The sequence below is a fragment of the Methylorubrum salsuginis genome (assembly GCF_900114375.1).
Lineage (GTDB): Bacteria > Pseudomonadota > Alphaproteobacteria > Rhizobiales > Beijerinckiaceae > Methylobacterium > Methylobacterium salsuginis.
In genome coordinates, this window is sequence record NZ_FOSV01000015.1 from 1 (window position 1) to 20,791 (window position 20,791).

Consider the following 20,791-nt stretch of genomic DNA (forward strand, 5'->3'; position numbering starts at 1 on the left):
CCAAGTGGTGGCAGCTCGCCTTCGGCGTGCTCTGCATGGCGATGATCGCCAACCTGCAATACGGCTGGACGCTGTTCGTCGATCCGATCGACCAGCAGCACCATTGGGGTCGCACCGCGATCCAGTTCGCCTTCACGATTTTTGTCGCCACCGAGACGTGGCTGGTGCCGATCGAGACATGGTTCGTGGACCGCTACGGCCCGAAGGTCGTGGTCTTCTTTGGCGGCGTGATGATCGCCCTGTCCTGGGTGCTCAATGCCTACGCAGACTCGCTCTTCGTGCTCTACACGGCGGCCGTCATCGGCGGCATCGGCGCGGGCTCCGTCTACGGCACCTGCGTTGGCAACGCGCTGAAGTGGTTCCCGGACCGCCGGGGACTGGCCGCGGGTGCGACCGCGGCAGGCTTCGGCGCGGGCGCGGCGATCACCGTGATCCCGATCGCCAACATGATCGCCACGAGCGGCTACGCTAAAGCCTTCCTCGTCTTCGGCCTCGGCCAGGGGCTCGTGGTCGTGCTGCTCTCGCTACTGCTGCGCAAGCCGTCCGTCGCCGTCCCGATCCGCCGCAAGAACCTGCTCCTACCCCAGACCAAGGTCGACCGCAGCCCGCGCGAGGCGGTGCGGACGCCCGTGTTCTGGACGATGTACGCCCTGTTCGTGATGGTGGCCTCCGGCGGCCTGATGGCGGCAGCCCAGATCGCCCCGATCGCCCACGACTTCGAAGTGGCCGGCGTGACGATGAACCTGTTCGGACTGCAGATGGCTGCACTGACGCTCGCGATCTCCCTCGACCGCATTTTCGACGGCTTCGGCCGGCCGTTCTTCGGCTGGGTGTCAGACAATATCGGCCGCGAGAACACGATGTTCATCGCCTTCACCATCGCGGCGGCGGCCTGCATCCTGCTGCTCGGCTACGGCCGGAATCCGGTGATGTTCGTGCTCTGCACGGCGATGTACTTTGCCGTCTTCGGCGAAATCTACTCGCTGTTCCCGGCCACCTGCGGCGACACGTTCGGCTCGAAATATGCGGCGAGCAATGCCGGGCTCCTCTACACGGCCAAGGGAACGGCGGCCTTCCTCGTGCCGTTGGCCAGCGTGTTGTCGACGGCCTATGGCTGGTCGGCGGTGTTCGGGCTGATCATCGGCCTCAACATCCTGGCCGCAGCCCTGGCCGTCTTCGTACTGAAGCCGATGCGCCGCCGCTACCTCGCGGCCGAGGCTGAAATCGCCGAGCAGGCGGACGCTCGCAAGATCAGGCTTGCCTAGGCAGGGATAAGGGCCGCGCTCGGTTCTCGTGCCGCATCGGCTTTTTCCCGAAAGCCGGCAGCCACCTTTCGGACCGATATCCCCCACCCGCCCCTGGTCGTTCGGGGGCGGGCAGACGACGACAGGATCGACCGGCGATCGAGATGTGCCGATATCTCGGCCTTCGCACGAATGCCCGCCCCTTCCACTGACACGGACATCTCTAATCGAAGGCATCGACAGGGCTGCGGGGGCTCTTTCGGCGGGCGCGGCGTCCGCAAAGACGTCCTCAGCGGGGTCTGGCCGCCGCCCCGCCCCGGCGCAGCACCAGCGTGGCCCAGCCCTCGATCAGGCCGGAGCGGGCGAGGTGGAAGCCGCGGTGGCGGTAGGTCGAGAGGACGCCGGGCACGTCGCGCTCGATCAGGCCCGACAGGATCAGCACGCCGTCATCGGCCACCACCGCGGTGAGCGTGGGGGCGAGGCGCTTGAGCGGGCGGGCCAGGATGTTGGCGAACACCACGTCGAAGCCACGGGGGCGGTTCGCGAGCGCGTGGCGCACGCCCGGCCCCTGGTAGAGCCGCATCAGGGGGCCCAGCCCGTTGAGGCGGGCGTTCTCGCGGGCGGTCAGGACGGCTTCCGGGTCGAGGTCGCCGGCCACCACGGGGGTATGCAGCGCGCGGGCGGCGGCAAAACCCAGAATGCCGGTGCCGGTGCCGACATCGAGCACGCGGGCCGGGCGGCGGCGCTTCAATTCGGCCACCAGCGCCCGCAGGCAGCCGAGCGTGGTGCCGTGATGCCCCGTGCCGAAGGCCAGCGCCGCCTCGATCTCGATGGCGAGGTCGTTGGGGCGCACATGCGCGCGGTCGTGCGAGCCGTGGACGAGAAAGCGCCCGGCTCGCACGGGTTTGAGTCCTTCGAGGGAGGCCCGCACCCAGTCCTGCTGGTCGATGGTGTCGAACGAGACCGCGTCCGCCTGGTCGCCCACGAGCGGGCGGATCAGGTCGCGGATCATCTCCGCGTCGGGCTCTTCCGAGAAATAGGCTTCGAGACGCCACGCCCCGGTCTCCTCGACCTCGAAGGCGGCCACCGCCGTCTCCATGGGATCGAACATCTCGCCCAACAGTTCCGTCATGGCGCGCGCGGACGGTTCGTCCGTGATCAGGCGCAGGACGTGCGTGGGTCGGTGCGGCGGCAGGCCTTCGAGCATGGAGCGCCCTCTACCATCCGCCGCCCCGTCCGGCCACGGGTTTTGCAAGCAGGCCCGTCGCAGGGCCCGATGTCGCCGCCACGCCACACGCAAGCCGAAAGCCGCCTAATCCGCAGGCAAGGTGTTTAATTTGTAGTCGAAAATCGCGGAACCGCCGCGAAAAGCGAGCGTTCACACCCGCACTTCGTTCCCACACAGGCGTCCTCGAGTTCCGGTCGTCATGACACCCAGATCCGTCCGCCGCCGCGCGCCCGTCGTCGTGAAGCAGGAGCCGCGGCCCGACCGCCGCCGCCCCGGCCGCCCGGCGCTCCTCGACGCGGGCGCCCTCGAAGCGCCCCTGCCGGGCCCGCTGCTCGTGCTGCTCAGCCGCCTCCACCGCGCCGAGACGCGGCCGGGCGACGAGCCGAATCCGCAGGGCTGAGGCGCGCCCCCCGGCCGCTCCGGGAACCCGGCGGCCGCGAGCGTCTTGTCGGCCCGTCGATGCTTCGAGAGGATTGATCTGATGGCAGTTGTGTCGCGTGCGATCTACGACGAGGGCCGGGCCGCCAAGGCGCAGGGCCAGCCGGATTCCGCCAACCCCTACGAGGCCGGCTCGCAGGAGAGCCTCGACTGGCTCGAAGGCTTCACCGCGGGCGAGCCGGAGCCGTCCGCGACGGGGCCGGACAACAGCTGAGGCCGGGATAGGGGACCACGCCGCCCTGGCAGCGTCGTTCCCGTTCGGCTATAGCGCTTCCGGGCCGCCGCGACGGCGGCGCCGGAGGCTCTGGCCATGACCGCATCCCGCACCCGCCGCGCCTGGATGGCCGGCCTGCTCCTGGCGCTGACGGCGGGCAGCCTTCCGGCATCGGCCGACGAGCCGGTGACGGTCTTCGCCGCCGCGAGCCTGAAGACCGCGCTGGACGAGGCGAGCGCCGCCTGGACCCAGGCGACGGCCAAGACGACCCGCATCTCCTATGCGGGCTCGAACGCGCTGGCCAAGCAGATCGAGGCGGGCGCGCCCGCCGACCTGTTCGTCTCCGCCGACCTCGCCTGGATGGACTACGCCGAGAAGAACGGCACGATCCGCCCCGACAGCCGCGTCAACCTCCTGCGCAACGCCATCGTGCTGGTGGCGCCGAAGGGCTCGGGCCGGAAGATCGCGCTGGAGCCGGGCCTCGACCTCACCAAGGCGCTCGCCGGCGGGCGGCTCGCCATGGGCCATGTCGATGCGGTGCCGGCGGGCAAGTACGGCAAGGCGGCGCTCGAAAAGCTCGGTGCCTGGGACGGCGTGAAGGCCCAGGTCGCCCAGGCCGAGAACGTGCGGGCGGCGCTCCTCCTCGTCGCCCGCGGCGAGGCGCCGCTCGGCATCGTCTACGCCACGGACGCGGCGAGCGAACCGGGCGTCGAGGTGGTGGCGACCTTTCCCGAGGGCAGCCATCCGCCGATCGTCTACCCGGCGGCGCTCACATCGGAATCCAAGAACGCCGACGGCGCCGCCTTCCTGAGCTATCTGCGCAGCCCCGCCGCCCGGCCGTTCTTCGAGCGCCAGGGCTTCGTGGTGATCGGCACGGAGAAGCGCACCTGAGCCCGCTTCCATGCTGAGCGGGCTCGGCCTCAGCCCGGACGAGGTGACGGCGCTCCTCCTGTCGGTGAAGGTCGCGAGCGTCGCCACCCTGTGCAGCTTGGCCCCCGGCCTCGCCGTGGCGTGGCTCCTGGCGCGCAAGCGCTTTCCCGGCCACGCCCTGCTCGACGGGCTGGTGCATCTGCCGCTCATCCTGCCGCCGGTGGTGACGGGCTACCTGCTGCTGCTCGGTTTCGGCCGTCGCGGCGTGTTCGGCGCGTGGCTTGCCGAGTTCGGGATCGTGTTCTCGTTCCGCTGGACCGGGGCGGCGCTCGCCTGCGCGGTGATGGGCTTTCCCCTGATGGTGCGGGCGATGCGCCTGTCGATCGAGGCGGTCGACCGCAGGCTCGAACAGGCCGCAGGCACGCTGGGCGCCGCCCCGCCGCTGGTGTTCCTGCTCGTCACCCTGCCGCTGAGCCTGCCCGGTTGCCTCGCGGGCGCCGTGCTGGCCTTTGCCAAGGCGATGGGCGAGTTCGGCGCGACGATCACCTTCGTCTCGAACATCCCGGGCGAGACCCAGACCCTGCCGTCGGCGATCTACACGCTCACCCAGGTGCCGGGCGGGGAGGGGGCGGCGCTCCGGCTCACGCTCGTCTCGGTGGCGGTCTCGATGCTGGCGCTCGTCGCCTCCGAGATGCTGGCCCGGCGCATGAGCCGTCGGCTGGGGGCGGGGTGATGCTGGCCGCCTCAGGCATAGGCGTAGGCGCCGCCCCGCTCCAGCGCGCGCCGGTAAGCGGGCCGGGCGTGGATGCGGGCGAGCCAATCCGTCACGAGCGGGCCCGCACCGGTCCCGCGGGCGGCGAAGGCTTCGAGGGGAAAGCTCATCATGATGTCGGCAGCCGAAAAGTCCGGCCCGCAGAAGAACGGGCGCCCGGCCAGCTCCGCCTCCCAGTAGGCGGCGTGGCGGCGCAATTCCGGATCGACGAAGCGGCCGGTGACGTTTTTCGCGATCGCCCGCACCAGCGGCCGCAGCAGGGCCGGGCTGCCCGGCGCGAGGCGGGAGAAGACGAGCTTCAGGAGCAGCGGCGGCATCGCCGAGCCCTCCGCGTAGTGCAGGAAGTAGGTGTAGCGGTCGCGCGCCTCGCTGCCCGGCGGCGGCACCAGGGCGCCGTCCGCGCGCGCCGTCAGGAATTCGACGATGGCTCCGGTCTCGGCCACCACCCGGCCGTCCGCCTCGATCACCGGCGACTTGCCGAGCGGATGCACGGCCCGCAGCTCCTTCGGCGCCAGCATCGTGGCGGGGTCGCGCGCGTAGCGCTTCACCGTGTAGGCGAGCCCGAGTTCCTCGAGCAGCCACAGCACCCGCTGCGAGCGGCTGTTCTCCAGATGGTGGACGGTGATCATCGGGTCTCCTCGTGTCCCGCGGACAACGCGGGGATCCCGTTCCGGAGCCCGAACCCGTGACGATCGAGATCGACGTCGCGCTTCATCGCAGGACCTTCGCGCTGGAGGTCGCCTTCACCGCGGGCGCCGGACTCACCGCGCTGTTCGGGCGCTCCGGCTCGGGCAAGACCACGGTGATCGACCTGATCGCCGGGCTGAGCCACCCGCAGCGCGGGCGCATCGTGATCGACGGCACCGTGCTGCTCGATACGGCCCAAGGCGTGCGGATGCCGGTGCACCGGCGCCGGATCGGCTGCGTGTTCCAGGAGGCGCGGCTCCTGCCGCATCTCTCGGTGCGGCAGAACCTGCGCTTCGGCCGGCTGTTCGCCCGCGGGAGCGGCGGCCCCAGCCTCGATGCCGTGGCCGACCTCCTCGGCATCGCCCCGCTGCTGGAGCGGCGCCCGGCGGGGCTGTCGGGGGGCGAGCGCCAGCGCGTCGCCATCGGTCGGGCACTGCTCGCCCGCCCGCGGCTGCTCCTGATGGACGAGCCGCTCTCGGCGCTGGACGAGGCCCGCAAGCGCGAGATCCTGCCCTATATCGAGCGGCTGCGCGACGAGGCCGGGCTGCCGATCGTCTATGTCAGCCATTCGGTGGCGGAGGTCGCCCGCCTCGCCTCGACGGTGGTGGTGCTGGACGGCGGCCGCGTCGCGGGCCAGGGCCCGGTCGATGCGGTGATGCGCCGGGCCGACCTGATCCCCGACGCGGCGGAGGCCGGCAGCGTGCTCGCCATGACGGTCGCGGGCCACGACGACACCGCCGGCCTGACCCGGCTGACCGGCCCCGCCGGCCCGCTCTCCGTACCGCTGCTGGCGCTGCCGGTGGGACGGCGGCTGAACCTGCGCCTGCCGGCCCGCGACGTGCTGCTGGCGACCGAGGCGCCGCAGGGTCTGTCCGCCCGCAACGTGCTGCCCGGCCGCGTCGTGGGCCTGCGGGAGGAGGGGGCCGCCTGCCTCGTCGAGGTCGCCTGCGGCGCGGCGATCCTGCTCGCCCGCCTCACCCGCGCCTCGGCCCGCGACCTCGGGCTCACGGAAGGCAGCCCCGTCCACGCCATCGTCAAGAGCGTCGCGCTCGATGCCGGCCTCGGGCCCGGAGGCGGACGCCTCGAGATCTGATCCGGATCGCCTCGGACGGGCGCATCCCGGTCCGTCGCGTGCGCTGCGGCTCTCCCACCCCACGCCCGGATGGGCTACGAGCGTTCCCGCCATGGCCATGCTGTCTCGCCTCTTCGCCTACGCCTCCGCCGCCTTCGGCCTGCCGCCGGAGGCCGAGCCGTTGCCCGACGGCAGCGAGGAGCATCTCGCCGCGACCGCGCTCCTCGTCCACGTCGCCCGCGCCGACGGGGTGCTCGACGCAGCCGAATCCGAGCGGCTGGTCCGGCTCGTGCGCGGCCGCTACGCCGAGACCGACGCGGAGGCCGCCGCCCTGATCGAACGCGCCGCCGCCTTCGACACCCAGACCCGCGACCTCGCGAGCCTCGTCGAGCTGATCGGTGAGGACGGCGCGCCGGAACAGCGCGAACGGCTGCTCGCCATGGCGTGGTCGGTCGCGGGCGCCGACGGGACCGTCCATGAGTTCGAGGAGGCGCTGGTCTGGCGGCTCGGCAAGCTGCTGGGCTTCGACGAAGTCGGCATCCAGGCCGCCCGCAGCCGAGCTCAGGGCGGCGCCGCCGTCCTCTCCTGAGCGACCGCCCCGATGATCGTCAGCTTCACCGCGATCCTGCTGGCGCAGCTCCTCGGCGAGGCCCTGGCCCGCGCCGTCGGGATGCCGGTGCCGGGGCCGGTGATCGGCATGGCGCTGTTCCTGGCCTTCCTGACCTTGCGCGACCGGTGGCGGCAGGCCTCGGCCCGCCTCCTGCCGCCGCCGCTGGTCGATGGCGGGGTGGAGAACGCCGCCAAGGGGCTGCTCGCCCATCTCTCGATCATGTTCGTGCCGGCCGCGGTCGGCATCGTCGGCAAGCTCGACGTGCTGGCGAGCCACGGGGTGGCGCTCGCCATCGTGCTGTGCCTCTCGGTGACGCTGACGCTGGCCGCCACCGTGCTGACCTTCGTCGCGGTCTCGCGCCTGATCGCCCGGCGGGATGCGTCGCGGACATGAGCGGCGACTTCGCCCTCTGGGTCTATCTCAGCCGCACGCCGCTGCTGTGGCTGACCGTGACGCTGCTGGCCTACGCCGTCGCCGACCGGTTCTTCCAGGCCGCCGGGCGCCATCCGGCCGCCAACCCGGTGATCCATTCGGTCTGGATGATCGGGCTGGTGCTGCTCGTCACCGGCACGCCCTACCCGACCTATTTCCAGGGCGCGCAGTTCGTCCACTTCCTGCTCGGCCCCGCCACCGTGGCGCTCGCCGTGCCGCTCTACGAGCGCCGCGAGACGGTGATGCGCGCGCTCCTGCCGATGGGGGCCGCCCTCGTCGTCGGCTGCGTCACCGCGATGGGCTCGGCGCTGGTCTTCGCCCGGCTCGCCGGCATCCCCTACGACGTGATGCTGGCCATGGCCCCGAAATCCGTGACCACGGGCGTGGCCATGGGCATCGTCGAGGCGCTCGGCGGCGACCCGACGCTCGCCGCGGTGCTGGTGATGATGACCGGCATGGCCGGCGCCCTCATCGTCACGCCGCTGATGCGGCTCCTTCGCATCGAGGACATGCGCGCCCGCGGCTTCGCGGCGGGGCTGGCCGCCCATGGGCTCGGCACCGCCCGCGCCTTTCAGGTGAGCGAGGTCGCCGGCACCTTCGCCGGCATCGCCATGGGGCTGAACGCGTTCCTGACCGCCGTGCTGGTGCCGGTGGCGGTGAGCTTCCTGCGCTGACACCGCCGCGAATCGCCAGCAGCCGGATGTCGATCACAGGGCCGGAGCCGTGCTCGGGCCGCTGATTCGCGTGTGGGACATCGCCTTCCGAGACCGGGAGAGAGTCCCGAAGATCATTGCCTAATGATCCCGCTTAGATTTCCTTTTTACCAGATATATCTTCGACAAACCGGCAAAGCCGCGTTGCATAGAAAGCACTTATATTGGTTAATCATGTGCAAATCGGCGAAAAGACGATGTCGTGAACCGCGACATCGTCCCACCTCCCTCGACTCGCGAAGGTGGCCGGCCCCAGACATCGAGAGCGAAGTCAGTCTCCCTGCACACGGCGAGCTATCCTGAAAACAGGCGCCCGAACGCACCGGCCCGAACGCCGAAGACAGACCGAGCGGGAGATCAACGACAAAAAGCGAGTCGAAAATGGCCAACTACTTCGCGACGACGGGCGACGATATCGTCTCAGGGACCAATACCGCCAACGGCACGAGCGCCAACGACAGCATCTACCTGCAAAACGACATTACGCTGACGAGCGGCCAAGTTCCCAATCTAAATTCGCCGTCGACGGCCGGAACCCTTCGTTTCCGCGGCGGCACGCCGGCCAACTACCCGGCGACGGGAGATGCGGCCAACCCGATCAACTACCGGCTGACCGTCGTCGACTCGCTCAATATCAGCGACACGTCGCCCTCGACCGCCCAGCCGAGCTTCACCATCGGACCGCTGACGCTGCAGATCGGCAACGGCACCACGGCCGGCGGGATCGCGGGCAACATCCGCGTCGACGACGGCGGCGTCCTCGAGTTCAACCGCTCGGTCGACACCACCTATACCGGCACGGTCAGCGTCGAGGACGAGGGCAACGCGATCATCAACAGCGTCGCAGGCACGACCGTCACGCTCACCGGCGGCTCGGGCAATCCGGGCGGCACCGCGATCCGCGCCAGCCAGAACACCGGCGCGGCGGATTCCTTCGAACTCACCCTCGGCGGCGCCGGCAACGGCGTCGTCAGCGGCACCATCGTCGACCAGAACACGGCCACGAACAGCGGTGCCCTGATCAAGACCGGCAGCGGCACCTGGACGCTCACCGGCGCCAACACCTATGCCGGCGGCACCACGCTCTCGGGCGGCAACCTCGTCCTCGGCAACGCGAACGCCGCCGGCACCGGCGACATCACGTTCTCGACGCTGTCGGGCAACGCCACCGCCCGCCTCACGCTGGACACGGCGGCCCAGGCCAACGGCGTCACCTTCGGCAACACGATCGCCAACTTCAACGGCAGCAGCGAGCTCGACCTGAAGGGGCTGACCAATGCCAGCGTCAGCTTCAACAGCAGCAACAGCCTCCTGACCGTCACGGGCACCCGCGGCGGCGGCAGCTTCAGCCAGAGCTTCACCCTCGAAAACCCGACCTCGACGGCCTACGAGGCGCGGGACGACGGCAACGGCGGGACCGTGGTCGTGGTCTGCTTCGCCGCCGGCACGCGCATCCGCACCACGCGCGGCGACGTGCCGGTCGAGACCCTGGCGGTCGGCGAGCGCGCCGTCACGGCCTCCGGCGAGGCCCGCCCGATCCGCTGGATCGGCCATCGCACCATGCCCTGCCGCGGCCGCAGCGACGTGATGCCCGTGCGCATCGCCGCGGGAGCCTTCGGCGAGAGGCGGCCGTTCCGCGACCTCCTCGTGTCGCCGGCGCACGCGATCTGCGTCGATCCGATGGGCGACCGCTCGGGCGAGGTGCTGATCCCGGCGATCCGCCTCCTCAACGGCTCCACGATCACGCAGGTCGAGGCCGAGACGGTGAGCTACTGGCACGTCGAACTCGACAGCCACGACATCCTCATCGCCGATGGGCTTCCGACCGAGAGCTACCTCGATTGTGGCAACCGCCGCTTCTTCGCCAACGCCGACGTCACCGACATCACCCTCCCGCCGGATGCAAGGCCGATGGGGGCATTGCCGTTCTGCCGTCCGTTCCACGAGAGCGGGCCGGTGGTCGAGACCGTCCGGGAGCGCCTCGACGCGCGGGCGCGGGCGCTCGGCTGGCAGGTGGTCGAGGAGACCTTCGCCGGGCTGCACCTCGTCGCCGACGGCCGCACGATCCGCCCCGAAACGGCGGGCCTCACCGCCCGCTTCGTCCTGCCTGCCTGGGCCCGTGAGGTCCGCCTCGTCTCGGCGGCCTCCGTGCCGGCCCATGTCCGGCCGGGCACGCGCGACGTCCGGCGGCTCGGCGTGCCGCTGGCCGGTCTCACGATCGACGGCACGCGCACGATCGCCATCGCGGATCCGCGTCTGGAGGCTGGCTTCCATCCGGTGGGCCGCGACGGCCAAGGGAGGTCCTGGCGCTGGACCGACGGGTCGGCGGTGCTGCCGGCCTCGCTCTGGGCCGGGTGCCCCGGCCCGGTCACGCTGGAGGTCCACCTCTCCGGCCCCGCCCTGCCGCGCTGGGTCGGCCCGTCCGAGCGGATCGTGCCGGCCGCGCTTCGGCACCACGCCTGAGCCCCGCGCCGCAGCAACCGCCGGCGCCTTCCCCTTGCGGTGAAGCAGCGGCCCCGCCCATGGCGGGGCCGTTTGCCGTGGCGGCCCGTGTTGCGCCGCAACAGCACACATTGTAGGAGCGGCGGCATTCGCCTGGACCCGGTGCAAGCCCGGGTGGCTCTTCCGGCCGCCGATCCGCCGGATCACGCATTCGAGACGCGACCATCGCCCGCCTTCGGCGCGGGCCTGCGTCCTTGCGGAAATTTTCAAAGATGTCTCGTGTCAAGAACGCCGCCCGTGCGTGGCTCGGCTCGCCCTGGGCCGACACGCTGTCGGGCCTCGTCGTGGCGCTGGCGCTGATCCCGGAGGCCATCGGCTTCTCGGTCATCGCCGGGGTCGATCCCAAGGTCGGGCTCTACGCCTCCGTCGTCATCGCGATCATCATCGCGTTCGCGGGCGGGCGGCCCGCCATGATCTCGGCGGCCACCGCCGCCACCGCCGTGGTGATGGTCGATCTCGTGCGCGATCACGGGGTGCAGTACCTGTTCGCCGCCACCATCCTGATGGGCGTGATCCAGATCGCCGCCGGGCTGATGCGGCTCGGGCGCCTCATGCGCTTCGTCTCCCGCTCGGTGATGACCGGCTTCGTCAACGCGCTGGCGATCCTGATTTTTTTGGCACAGTTGCCCGAACTGACCGGCGTCACGCCCGCCACCTACGGGCTGATCGCGTTGGGGCTCGCCATCATCTACGGCTTTCCCCGGATCACCCGCGCAGTGCCCTCGCCGCTCGTCGCCATCGCGGTGCTGACCGCGCTGACCGCCTGGCTCGGGCTCGACGTGCGCACGGTGGCCCATCTCGGCGCGCTGCCGACGACGCTCCCGTCCTTCGCGCTGCCCGACGTGCCGCTGACCTTCGAGACGCTGCGGATCATCCTGCCCTATGCGGCCACGCTCGCCGCGGTGGGGCTGCTGGAGAGCCTGCTCACCGCCCAGATCGTCGACGACATGACCGACACGGGCAGTTCCAAGAACCGCGAATGCGTCGGCCAGGGGCTCGCCAACATGGGCTCGGCGGTGTTCGGCGGCATGGGCGGCTGCGCCATGATCGGGCAATCGGTCATCAACGTCTCGTCGGGGGCCCGCGGCCGGCTCTCGACGCTGGTGGCGGGCGTCGTGCTGCTGGTGCTGTTGGTGGCGTTGCAGGACCTGCTCGCCGTGGTGCCGGTCGCGGCGCTGACGGCGGTGATGATCATGGTCTCGCTCAACACCTTCTCGTGGCGCTCGCTCATCGCGCTGCGCACCAACCCGCTCTCCTCCTCGGTGGTGATGCTGGCCACCGTCGCGGTCGTCGTCGCCACGAAGGATCTGGCCATCGGCGTTCTGGTCGGCGTGCTGCTGTCGGGGGTGTTCTTCGCCGGCAAGGTCTCCCGGATGGTCCGCACCACCTCCGAGCTGTCGCCGGACGGGCGCACCCGCCTCTACCGGGTGAGCGGACAGGTGTTCTTCGCCTCGGCCGGCACCTTCGCCGAGGCGCTCGACGCCCGCGAGCCGGTGGACCGCCTCGTGATCGACCTGCACGCGGCGCATTTCTGGGACATCTCGGCGGTGGCCGCCCTCGACCGCGTCGTGATGAAGGCGCGCCGCCAGGGCCGGAGCGTCGAGGTGATCGGCCTCAACGCGGCGAGCGCGACCCTGGTCGAACGCTTCGGGCAGCACGACAAGCCGGGTGCCGAATTGCCGGCACACTGAACGGAAAGCGGCTACTTCGTCAGCGCCACATGCACCCCCGACCAGTCGGCCGGGGGCGGCACGCACTCGAAAGCGGCGACGCGCTCCAGATAGAGGTCGTAGAGGCCGCTCAAGCCGAAGGCCGCGCCCTCCGCGCGGCAGGCGCCGATGCGGGCGCGGGCGCTCGCCCAGTCGCGGCGGCGATAGGCGACGAGCATCTCGGCGTGCCGCGCCGCGAGCCGCCGGAAGGCCGCGGAATCCCGCACGTCCGCATCGCCCACGAGGGTCGAGATCGCTTCGGCTTCCGTCTTCCCCTTCACCCGGATGAGGTCGATCTCCAGCACGGCGAAGCGGTCGGCCACGGCCGCGGCGGTGGCGGCCCCCAGCACGACCTTGACCCGGTAGGCCTTGGACTGCCCCTCCAGCCGCGAGGCGACGTTCACGGGGTCGCCCAGCACCGAGTAGTCGAAGCGCAGGGACGAGCCCATGTTGCCGACGACGCAGAGGCCGGTGTTGAGGCCGATGCCGATGTCGATCGGCAGGACCGGATGCCCGCCGGTTTCGGCCTCCGCCCTGCGCCGGGCGTTGAGCGCCTCCATCCGGGCGATCATGGCGAGCGCCGCCGCGCAGGCGTTGGCCTCCTGATCGGGGTCGTCGAGGGGGGCATTCCAGAACGCCATGATGGCGTCGCCCATATACTTGTCGATGGTGCCGCGGCTCTCGATGATCGCGTCGGTGAGCGGCGACAGGAACCGGTTCATCAGCGCGGTCAGGCCCGCCGGATCGTGGCGGTAGAACTCGGCGATGCCGGTGAAGCCGCGCACGTCCGAGAACATGATGGTGAGCGTGCGCTCCTCGCCGCCGAGCCGCAGCTTGTCGGGGGAAGCGGCGAGTTCGTCGACCAAGGCGGGCGAGAGGTATTGGCCGAAGGCCGCGCGGATGCGCTGCCGCCCGGTCTGCTCGCGGGTGTAGTTGGTGAAGACCAGCACGGCGTAGACGGTGAGGCTGGCTCCCAACGGGAAGGTGGCGTCGAGCAGGATGCCGAGTTCCTTGAAACGGAACCACGCCGTCGCGGCCAGGAACACGGCGATGACGGTCCCGAGCAGCAGCAGCCGCGCGGCGCCCAGGAGCGGCGCGAACACGACAACGATCAGGCCAACGCCGAGCGCGAGCGCGATCTCCACGACGATGGCGTCGTTGGGATAGGAAAGGGTGGCGCGGGACAGCACGCTCTCGAGGAGCTGCGCCTGCACCTCGACGCCGGGCATCACCCGCTCGACCGGCGTGGTCTTGTTGTCGAGGAGCCCCAGCGCCGAGGTGCCGACCAGCACGATCTTCTGCGCCACCTTGTCCGGGTCGAGGCTGCCGTCGAGGACGGTCCGCGCCGGGACGTAGCGGGCGGGGTCGCGGCCCGAGAAGTGGAGCCAGACCGAGGCCGTGGCGTCGGTGGGAATCTCGAAGCCCGGCAGCGCCAGCGCCTGCGCCCCCGCGGCGTCGGCCCGCAGCAGCACCGCCCCCGACCCGGTGAGCACCCGCAGGATCTCGAGCCCGAGCCCCGGCACCAGCCGCCCGCCGGCCTGCACCGCGAGCGGAACCCGCCGGACGATGCCGTCGCGCTCCGGCACGATGGTGAACAGGCCCCGCCCGGCGGCGGCGCGCTCCAGTTCGGGAATGTTGTGCAGCAGGCCCGGAAAGCGGGCGAGATGGGGGGAGGGGTCCGGTCCGAGCGTGGCGAAGCCGGTGCGCGGCAGGTCGGGGGCCTCGTGCGAAGCCTGCTCCAGGGCCGACTGGCCCAGGATCACCCGCCCGGCCCGGATCGCATCGGCCAGCACCGCATCGTTGTCGGGCAGGCGGGCGAGCGCCTCGCGGGCGCTCGCCTCGAGCCCGTCGAGGCCGTCAGCAACCCGTGCGGGGGAGAGTCGGTCGGGCTCGGGGAACACCATGTCGAAGGCGATCACCGCCGCCCCGGCCTGACTCAGCCGCCGCACCATCTCGGCGACCCGGGTGCGGGCCCAGGGCCATTGGCCGTAGGCGCGGATGCTGTCCTCGTCGATGTCCACGATGGTGACCGGGCGCAGCGTCACCGGCCGGGGATGCAGCGCCTGCAGCGCGTCGAAGGTGCGCAGCCGCAGGGTCTCGACCGGCGCCGGATCCCAGATCCGCACCGCCATCAGGGCGAGGAGGACGAGAAGCGCGAGCGCCCGGTCGAGGCCGATTCTGTTGGATGATAGGGCGCGCGAAGCCGGGGCAGCGGAGCGGCGGAAGGGGCGGGGGAGGGGCAAGAGCGGCGCTCAGACCGCACGCGCGCAAGGTCGGGCTCCCCCCTCTCCCCGCGTGCGGGGAGAGGGAATGCGCGGGCGGCTCGTCGTCACGTTCGCCGACCCCTCACAGGATATGGATGTCGCTGGCATGGAGGTTGTCCAGCAGCACGTTCTTGAGCGTCAGCACCTGCGTGCGGTCGTAGGCGATGGTGACGTCGTCGCCCGATTGCGTCGCGCGGGCCAGCACCGCCTCGGCGCTGGAAAACACCGAGCGGTCGAATTCGAGGCTGTCGGCGCCCGCGGTGAAGTCCGTGATCGTGGTCTTCCCGAAGGCCGCCGTGTCGAACACGAAGGTGTCGCGGCCGGTACCGCCGGTCAGCGTGTCGCCGCCGCCGAGCCCGAGGATGATGTCGTCGCCGCCGCGCCCGTCGAGCGTCTCGGGCCGCGACGACCCGACCACGAGGTCGTTGGCGCCCTGGCTGCCGTTGAGCGAGGTGTAGAAGGTGTGGGTCTTGGTTTCGCCCGGGCGCAGGTCACCGAACTTGATGTTGAGCGAGATGCCGGTGTCGATATGGGCGCCGTCGGGGTCTTTCGGCGTATCGTAGACGTTCGGCAGATAGGCGTCGTGGTTGTAGAAGCCGTCGCTGGAGGCCCGCGCCGCCCCATCGAAGGCGATGAGATTGACCGACACGCCGGACTTCGTGCCGTAGGCCTGCACCACTGCGACGCCGCCCTTGCCCGTCGGGTTGGCCAGCACGTCGTTGTCGGTGGCGTAGTCGCCGTAGCGGATCGCGTCCTGATCGGGATCGAAGCTGCGCAGGAAGCGGGCGTCCGTCATCGTCGCGTCGGTGGTGTTCGTCAGCGTGACCGTGGTGCGGAAGTAGGTGGCGTTGGGATCGAGGTCGATCACCTGTGTTACTTTGAGGCCATCGGTCGTCGCTCCGGTCGTCGTCGCCTGGAGCCGTCCGCCGCTCGACGTGTCGGTGGTGGTCGCCTCGAACTGAATCGTGCCGGTGCGCTCGGAATTGGCGAAGCTCTTCCCGTCATGGGCGATGACGATGGCGTCCTCCGGCGTGCCCGGGATGGTGACGTCGTTGGAGGTGGTCTCCTTGCCGGTGTCCCAGCCGTCGTCGTCGATCACGAAGGACAATTGCCTGGAGCCGCCCGCCTGCGGGTGGAAGCCGTCGGGCGCCTCCGATTCCGTGCCGAGCGAGCCGTGCTTGGCGATGCCGATCTCCATGTAGGCGCCTTGGAGAAACACGTCGCCGCCGACCGTCTGGTGGCCGGCCCGCCCCACGATCACGTCGACGGTGGCCTCGGCCGTCATGCCGTCGGCGTCGCGGATCGTGTAGGTGAAGCTGTCGGGGCCGGTGAAGCCGGGCTTCGGCGTGTAGGTGACCGTGCCGTCGCGGTTGAGCACGACCGTGCCGTGGCCGGGCTCGCCAAGCGCATCGATCCGCACCGCGCGGCCGTCGGGGTCCGCGTCGTTGACCAGCACCGCGACCGTGACCGCGCTGCCGGCCTCGACGAAGGCGTTGTCGTCGCGGGCCTCCGGCGCGTCGGGCGTGGCGATCACCGCGACGTCGCGCAGGACCGGCGCGCTCGCCACCCCGTCGCTGTCGACCACCACGATCGAGACCGTGCGCGGCGCTTCCGAGGGCGCATCGCTGCCGTTGGCGTAGGTCAGCGAGGCCAGAACCGTCCGGTACTCGGACAGGCTGGCCGCCCCGTCGAGCGTCAGCACGCCGGTGCGGGCGTCGTAATGGGCGCGGATCGGGCTCCCCTCGGGCAGATCGACGCCGAGCGTGTCCGCACCCTTCTGGAAATGCTCGGCGATCCGCACGGTGGCGCGGCTCAGGGCCGCGCTGTCGGCGTCGCGGATGATCAGCCCCTCGGCGAGCCGGATCGGCGCGCCGTCCTCGTGAAAACGCGCGCCCTCGCCCGGCAGGGTCAGGACCGGGGCAGCCTCCGCGTCGATCAGCGCGAAGGTCGCGGTCTGGAGGCAGGCGCCGCCATGGCCGTCGCCGACGCGGTAGCCGAGCGTCACCGTGCCGTGCGACTGGGCACCGGGCTCGTAGCGGAAGCGGCCCTCGCCGAGATCGACGATGGTCCCGCCGCCGCTCACCACCGTGAGGTCGGTGACGGAGAGGCTGTCGCCGTCGATGTCGGAGGCGCCCGCGCAGAGGTCGGCGACGGTCAGGGTGCGGGCCTCGCCGGCCCGGCTCTCGGCGAGCGTCACGGGCCTCGCGACCGTCGGGGCGTCGTTGAGGCCGGTCACGTCGATCGAGAAGATCGTGTGCAGGATCGCGCCGTTCGGCCCGCCGACGGTGACGCTGAACGCGTCGGTGCCGACCCGGCCCTCGGACAGAAAGGCGGCGCGGTCGGCCGTATAGGCATAGGTGCCGTCGGCGTGCAGGACGAGCTCGCCATAGGTGCCCCGCAGGGTCACGCTGCCGTCGGAGAGCGTCGTGTCGGCCCCGCCGAGCACCGTGCCGGCGCGGGCGGCGAGCACGCTGAGCGTCGCCGAACCGGTCACGGCGCCGGAGCCGAGCAGGCCTCGGGCCGGATCGGTGGTGACGAGGGCGGCGTCCTGCACCACCGGCACGGTCTGGGGCGCGACCGCGAGCGGCGGCGCATCGGGGTCCGGCTCGGTCGGCGGCACGCCGGAGCCGCCCTCGCGGGGGGGCTCGTTGCCGCCGGGGACCGGCGTCACCGGGCCCGGGGGCTGGAGCGTATCGGGGGGCGTGCGCGGCCCGGTCGAGTCCGGACCGCCGCCGCCGGGCCCGTCGGGAAAAGCGTTCGGCGGCACGCCCGAGCCCGGCCCGCCCCCCGGCCCCGGCACCACCGGCAGGCGCGGCGATTCGGCGAGGGTCTTGAACAGCGACTGGACGAGGCCGTTCTCCTCGGCGATCTCGGCGGGCGTCTTCTGCGCCGTCTCGATCCGCGGCGCGCGCCCGTCCTCCGGGATGACGACGGTGGCGACGTTCGGGTCCGAGACCGTGAACAGGAGCTTCGACGGATCGCTGCGGTCGTAGACCTCGAAACGGCCCACCGTGCCGTCCGGTTCGGTCATCACCGAGAAGCGGGTGTTGCCGCCGTCCGCCTCGATCTGGATGTGGACCGCGGTGCCGCGGATGCCCATGGTGGCGACCGGCGTGCCGACCTTCATGTCGCCGGACTTGGCGACCTTGCCGGCCACGAACGAGATCGTGCCCTGGACGAGGTCGAACAGCGCCGAATTGCCGGACCCGCCCTCGGCGTAGACCATGCCGTTCAGCACCATCCGGGCGTCGGAGGCGAGGCTGAACAGGGTGCCGTCGAGGAAGGAGACGGCCAGCGAGGAGTCGCGGCCGGTCTGGAGCGCGTCGTTCTTGTAGACGAGGTCGCCCACCTGCAGCGTGACGCTGGTGCCGTTGCGGATGACGGTGGCGGTGCCGGTCAGCGTCTGGACCCGGCCGATCGGCCCGTTGCCCTCCGGCGCACCGGCCTGGGCCACCTGCTCGCCATGCGGATGCAGGCTCAAGGCCTCGATGGCGCTCCCGCTCAGCGCGGCGCCGTTCGGCGCCTCCAGCCGCGGGCGCACCTCGACCCGGAAATAGTCGTGGACGACGACGCGGTGGAACGCGTCGCCGATGACGAGGTCGGCGCCGACGCGGGCGAACTCGCCGCGGAACAGCAGGGCGGCATCGTCGAGCCGAATCGTGCCGCCCGATGCGGCTTCGTAGACGCGAGTGGAGAACAGCCCGCCATAGGACGGGCCGGGCGCCGGCGCCGGAATGTCTTCGAAAATTCTCACGGCCGATCACGTCCCGTTGGGACAGGCGCGTCCCTCGTCAGCACACCTGAGGTGCTAGAGCGAAAGCGTCTGCGCGGGGGTGCGCCCGGTCACCGGGCGAACACGGGGCGCTCAAGACATGGACGATCCGGCAACCACGTTGCTCGCAATAAAATCGGACGCGAAACCTTCGACGATCATGATGCCGGCCCTCAGAATCGTTGGATGTCTGTCGCATCCTCACCCGACCATCGTCCGAAACCGCAGGGGCGTTCAAGCGAAAACGCGCCGCCGGTCTCGGAGTCTGGTGACGGCGCCGCCGCCGCGCGACCTCCATTGCAGAAATCGGGCCGAACCTATCGGCTGTCCGCCAGAGCGCGGGCGAGGGCCACGAAACCTTCGACCGGGATTTCCTCCGCCCGCGCCGTCTCGGGCAGCCCCGCGGCGGCCAGCAGCCCGGCCGGATCGGGGCTCGCCGCCTTGAGGCTCTGGCGCAGCATCTTGCGGCGCTGGCCGAAGGCCGCGCGGGTCACCCGCTCCAGATCGGCGATGCGGCAGGGCAGGGGATCTTGTCGCGGGCGCAGGTGGACCACGCTGGAGGTCACTTTGGGCGGCGGCACGAAGGCGCTCGGCGCCACGTCGAACAGGATGGTGGCCTGCGTGCGCCAGCCGCACAGCACGCCGAGGCGCCCGTAATTGGCGCGGTCCGATTCGTCAGCGACGATGCGCTCGGCCACCTCGCGCTGGAACATCAGCACCGCCGCGTCCCACCAGGGCGGCCACGCCGCGTCGTGGTCGTCGGCGCCGAGCCAGCCGGTGAGGAGCGGCGTGGCGACGTTGTAGGGGAGGTTGGCGACGATGCGCGCCGGCCCCGCGCCGATCATCGGGCGCGGATCGAACGCGAGGGCGTCGGCATCGACCACGTCGAGGCGGCCGGGATAATGCGAGGCGATCTCGGCCAGAGCCGGCAGCGCCCGTGGGTCGCGCTCGATGGCGATGACGCGTTGGGCGCCCGCCGCCAGCAGGGCGCGGGTCAGGCCGCCGGGGCCGGGGCCGACCTCGACCACGGTGACGCCGTCGAGCGAGCCCGCGCCGCGGGCGATGCGCCCCGTGAGGTTGAGATCGAACAGGAAGTTCTGGCCGAGCGCCTTCTTCGGCTCCAGGCCGTGGCGGCGCACGACCTCGCGCAGCGGCGGCAGGCCGTCGGAACTGACGGGTTCGGTCGTCATGGGCGGGTTTTTCTACGAGCGGACGGGGAAGGGGGTGACGTTGCTCGACGCCAGCCGCCGCGCCAGCTTGAGCGCCGCGATCAGGCTGTCGGGCCGGGCGACGCCCTTGCCGGCGATGTCGAAGGCGGTGCCGTGGTCGGGCGAGGTCCGGACGAAGGGCAGCCCCAGCGTGACGTTCACGCCCTCGTCGAAGGCGAGCGTCTTGATCGGGATCAGCGCCTGATCGTGGGTCGGGCACAGCGCCACGTCGTAGGTCGCCCGGGCGCGCTCGTGGAACAGGGTGTCGGCCGGCAGCGGACCGCGGATGTCGATGCCCTCGGCGCGGAGCGCGGCGACGGCGGGCGCCAGCACGTCGCGGTCCTCGGTGCCCATGGTGCCGGACTCGCCGGCATGCGGGTTGAGGCCCGACAGGACGAGGCGCGGCTTTTCGTAGCCGAAGCGGGCGCGCAGATCCGCCTCGACGATGCGGGCCGTACGCTCGACGAGGGCTTGCGTCAGTAGTTCCGGAACCCGGCGCAGGGCCACGTGGATCGTCACGGGGACGACGCTCAAGGTCTCGCTCCACAGGAGCATCACCGGCAGCGGCGGCTCGCGGCCGGGGCCGGCCGAGAGCGCGGCCAGGAACTCGGTATGGCCCGGATGGGCGAAGCCGACCTTGGTCAGCACGAACTTGGCGATGGGGTTCGTCACCACAGCCGACGCACGGCCCGTCCGCACCAGATCCACGGCCGCCGTGATCGATTCGACGATCGCCCCGGCATGGGCCGAATCCGGCGCGCCGGGCACGGCCTCGACCGTCGCGCCGCTCGGCAGCGGCAGCACGGGGAGGGCGCGGGGAAACACCTCGACGGCATCGTCCGGCTCGACCTCCGCCACCGGCACCGACAGGCCGAGCCGGTGGGCGGTGCGCTCCAGGAAGTCGGGATCGCCGATCAGCTGGAACGGCGGCACGTCCCGCTCCGCCCGCAGCCGCCACGCGGCGAGCGCGAGTTCCGGTCCGATCCCTGAAGGGTCGCCGAGGGTGAGGGCAAGCGGGCGTTCGGCGGGGGGCATCGGGGCGGACATGGACGGGAG

The 20,791-nt window shown here is 71.3% G+C and carries 17 protein-coding genes and 1 other annotated feature; of the genes, 11 read left to right on the forward strand and 6 right to left on the reverse strand.

Annotation, left to right across the window (positions count from 1 at the left end; translation table 11 throughout):
• The coding region (gene oxlT, locus BM140_RS16755; protein ID WP_114436006.1) for an oxalate/formate MFS antiporter at positions 1-1,265 on the forward strand (1,265 nt) is incomplete at its 5' end.
• A 268-nt stretch (positions 1,266-1,533) separates the two neighbouring features.
• On the opposite strand, the gene BM140_RS16760 is transcribed toward oxlT, so the two are convergent.
• On the reverse strand, positions 1,534-2,451 hold the full coding sequence (locus BM140_RS16760; protein ID WP_091948837.1) for a 50S ribosomal protein L11 methyltransferase: 918 nt from the start codon (positions 2,449-2,451) through the stop codon (positions 1,534-1,536).
• 220 nt (positions 2,452-2,671) lie between these two features.
• On the opposite strand from BM140_RS16760, the gene BM140_RS16765 reads away from it, so the two are divergent.
• The 4 genes from BM140_RS16765 (at position 2,672) to modB (ending at position 4,727) form a co-directional block, all read left to right on the forward strand.
• On the forward strand, positions 2,672-2,872 hold the full coding sequence (locus tag BM140_RS16765; RefSeq protein WP_091948840.1) for a hypothetical protein: 201 nt from the start codon (positions 2,672-2,674) through the stop codon (positions 2,870-2,872).
• An 81-nt stretch (positions 2,873-2,953) separates the two neighbouring features.
• Positions 2,954-3,124: a hypothetical protein gene (locus BM140_RS25920; RefSeq protein ID WP_165616482.1), complete on the forward strand. Its 171-nt coding sequence runs from the start codon at positions 2,954-2,956 to the stop codon at positions 3,122-3,124.
• 96 nt (positions 3,125-3,220) lie between these two features.
• Positions 3,221-4,015, forward strand: coding sequence for a molybdate ABC transporter substrate-binding protein (modA, locus tag BM140_RS16770; protein WP_091948844.1), 795 nt, complete (start codon positions 3,221-3,223; stop codon positions 4,013-4,015).
• Between the two features lie 10 nt (positions 4,016-4,025).
• Positions 4,026-4,727 carry a molybdate ABC transporter permease subunit gene (modB, locus tag BM140_RS16775; RefSeq protein WP_091948847.1) on the forward strand — a complete coding sequence of 234 codons (702 nt, stop codon included), beginning with the start codon at positions 4,026-4,028 and terminating at the stop codon, positions 4,725-4,727.
• Between the two features lie 11 nt (positions 4,728-4,738).
• Here modB and BM140_RS16780 read toward each other — a convergent pair whose 3' ends face one another.
• The gene (locus BM140_RS16780) at positions 4,739-5,395 is read right to left on the reverse strand and encodes a glutathione S-transferase (RefSeq protein ID WP_091948850.1); all 657 of its coding nucleotides are present in this window, start codon (positions 5,393-5,395) and stop codon (positions 4,739-4,741) included.
• A 56-nt stretch (positions 5,396-5,451) separates the two neighbouring features.
• Between BM140_RS16780 and modC the strand changes: the two genes are divergently transcribed.
• The 6 genes from modC to BM140_RS16810 all read left to right on the forward strand — a co-directional run bounded on the left by modC (position 5,452) and on the right by BM140_RS16810 (position 12,473).
• Entirely contained in the window at positions 5,452-6,546 is a 1,095-nt protein-coding gene (modC, locus tag BM140_RS16785) for a molybdenum ABC transporter ATP-binding protein (protein ID WP_091948853.1), read from the forward strand.
• Between the two features lie 91 nt (positions 6,547-6,637).
• Positions 6,638-7,114, forward strand: a complete 477-nt coding sequence (locus BM140_RS16790) for a tellurite resistance TerB family protein (RefSeq protein ID WP_091948856.1) — start codon at positions 6,638-6,640, stop codon at positions 7,112-7,114.
• A 12-nt stretch (positions 7,115-7,126) separates the two neighbouring features.
• Positions 7,127-7,528: a CidA/LrgA family protein gene (locus tag BM140_RS16795; RefSeq protein ID WP_091948859.1), complete on the forward strand. Its 402-nt coding sequence runs from the start codon at positions 7,127-7,129 to the stop codon at positions 7,526-7,528.
• Positions 7,525-8,241, forward strand: a complete 717-nt coding sequence (locus tag BM140_RS16800; protein WP_091948862.1) for an LrgB family protein — start codon at positions 7,525-7,527, stop codon at positions 8,239-8,241. Before BM140_RS16795 ends, BM140_RS16800 begins: the two co-directional genes overlap by 4 nt.
• A gap of 420 nt (positions 8,242-8,661) precedes the next feature.
• Positions 8,662-10,743: a Hint domain-containing protein gene (locus BM140_RS16805; protein WP_091948865.1), complete on the forward strand. Its 2,082-nt coding sequence runs from the start codon at positions 8,662-8,664 to the stop codon at positions 10,741-10,743.
• 131 nt (positions 10,744-10,874) lie between these two features.
• Positions 10,875-10,930 (forward strand) — a sequence feature (sul1 is cis-regulatory element that is thought to sense ions involved in sulfur or methionine metabolism; They are found in Alphaproteobacteria).
• A 64-nt stretch (positions 10,931-10,994) separates the two neighbouring features.
• Complete coding sequence (locus BM140_RS16810) at positions 10,995-12,473, forward strand: SulP family inorganic anion transporter (RefSeq protein ID WP_091948868.1); 1,479 nt, start codon at positions 10,995-10,997, stop codon at positions 12,471-12,473.
• Positions 12,474-12,484: 11 nt separating this feature from the next.
• Here the strand turns inward: BM140_RS16810 and BM140_RS16815 are convergent, their stop codons facing one another.
• The 4 genes from BM140_RS16815 to pdxA form a co-directional block, all read right to left on the reverse strand.
• Positions 12,485-14,623: a CHASE2 domain-containing protein gene (locus BM140_RS16815; protein WP_091948871.1), complete on the reverse strand. Its 2,139-nt coding sequence runs from the start codon at positions 14,621-14,623 to the stop codon at positions 12,485-12,487.
• A gap of 214 nt (positions 14,624-14,837) precedes the next feature.
• The gene (locus tag BM140_RS16820; protein ID WP_091948873.1) at positions 14,838-18,509 is read right to left on the reverse strand and encodes a cadherin-like domain-containing protein; all 3,672 of its coding nucleotides are present in this window, start codon (positions 18,507-18,509) and stop codon (positions 14,838-14,840) included.
• A 335-nt stretch (positions 18,510-18,844) separates the two neighbouring features.
• Positions 18,845-19,717: a 16S rRNA (adenine(1518)-N(6)/adenine(1519)-N(6))-dimethyltransferase RsmA gene (gene rsmA / locus BM140_RS16825; protein WP_091948876.1), complete on the reverse strand. Its 873-nt coding sequence runs from the start codon at positions 19,715-19,717 to the stop codon at positions 18,845-18,847.
• 12 nt (positions 19,718-19,729) lie between these two features.
• Complete coding sequence (gene pdxA / locus BM140_RS16830; protein ID WP_091949165.1) at positions 19,730-20,770, reverse strand: 4-hydroxythreonine-4-phosphate dehydrogenase PdxA; 1,041 nt, start codon at positions 20,768-20,770, stop codon at positions 19,730-19,732.
• Between the last annotated feature and the right edge of the window lie 21 nt (positions 20,771-20,791).

Excerpts from the sequence above, each read along its gene's own strand:
- pdxA (WP_091949165.1), bottom strand. The coding sequence starts at position 20,770 with ATGCCCCCCGCCGAACGCCCGCTTGCCCTCACCCTCGGCGACCCTTCA.
- BM140_RS16800 (WP_091948862.1), top strand. The coding sequence starts at position 7,525 with ATGAGCGGCGACTTCGCCCTCTGGGTCTATCTCAGCCGCACGCCGCTG.
- BM140_RS16790 (WP_091948856.1), top strand. The coding sequence starts at position 6,638 with ATGGCCATGCTGTCTCGCCTCTTCGCCTACGCCTCCGCCGCCTTCGGC.
- modB (WP_091948847.1), top strand. The coding sequence starts at position 4,026 with ATGCTGAGCGGGCTCGGCCTCAGCCCGGACGAGGTGACGGCGCTCCTC.
- BM140_RS16815 (WP_091948871.1), bottom strand. The coding sequence starts at position 14,623 with ATGGCGGTGCGGATCTGGGATCCGGCGCCGGTCGAGACCCTGCGGCTG.
- BM140_RS16760 (WP_091948837.1), bottom strand. The coding sequence starts at position 2,451 with ATGCTCGAAGGCCTGCCGCCGCACCGACCCACGCACGTCCTGCGCCTG.
- BM140_RS16765 (WP_091948840.1), top strand. The coding sequence starts at position 2,672 with ATGACACCCAGATCCGTCCGCCGCCGCGCGCCCGTCGTCGTGAAGCAG.
- modA (WP_091948844.1), top strand. The coding sequence starts at position 3,221 with ATGACCGCATCCCGCACCCGCCGCGCCTGGATGGCCGGCCTGCTCCTG.
- BM140_RS16780 (WP_091948850.1), bottom strand. The coding sequence starts at position 5,395 with ATGATCACCGTCCACCATCTGGAGAACAGCCGCTCGCAGCGGGTGCTG.
- BM140_RS16795 (WP_091948859.1), top strand. The coding sequence starts at position 7,127 with ATGATCGTCAGCTTCACCGCGATCCTGCTGGCGCAGCTCCTCGGCGAG.
- BM140_RS16805 (WP_091948865.1), top strand. The coding sequence starts at position 8,662 with ATGGCCAACTACTTCGCGACGACGGGCGACGATATCGTCTCAGGGACC.
- BM140_RS16810 (WP_091948868.1), top strand. The coding sequence starts at position 10,995 with ATGTCTCGTGTCAAGAACGCCGCCCGTGCGTGGCTCGGCTCGCCCTGG.
- rsmA (WP_091948876.1), bottom strand. The coding sequence starts at position 19,717 with ATGACGACCGAACCCGTCAGTTCCGACGGCCTGCCGCCGCTGCGCGAG.
- BM140_RS25920 (WP_165616482.1), top strand. The coding sequence starts at position 2,954 with ATGGCAGTTGTGTCGCGTGCGATCTACGACGAGGGCCGGGCCGCCAAG.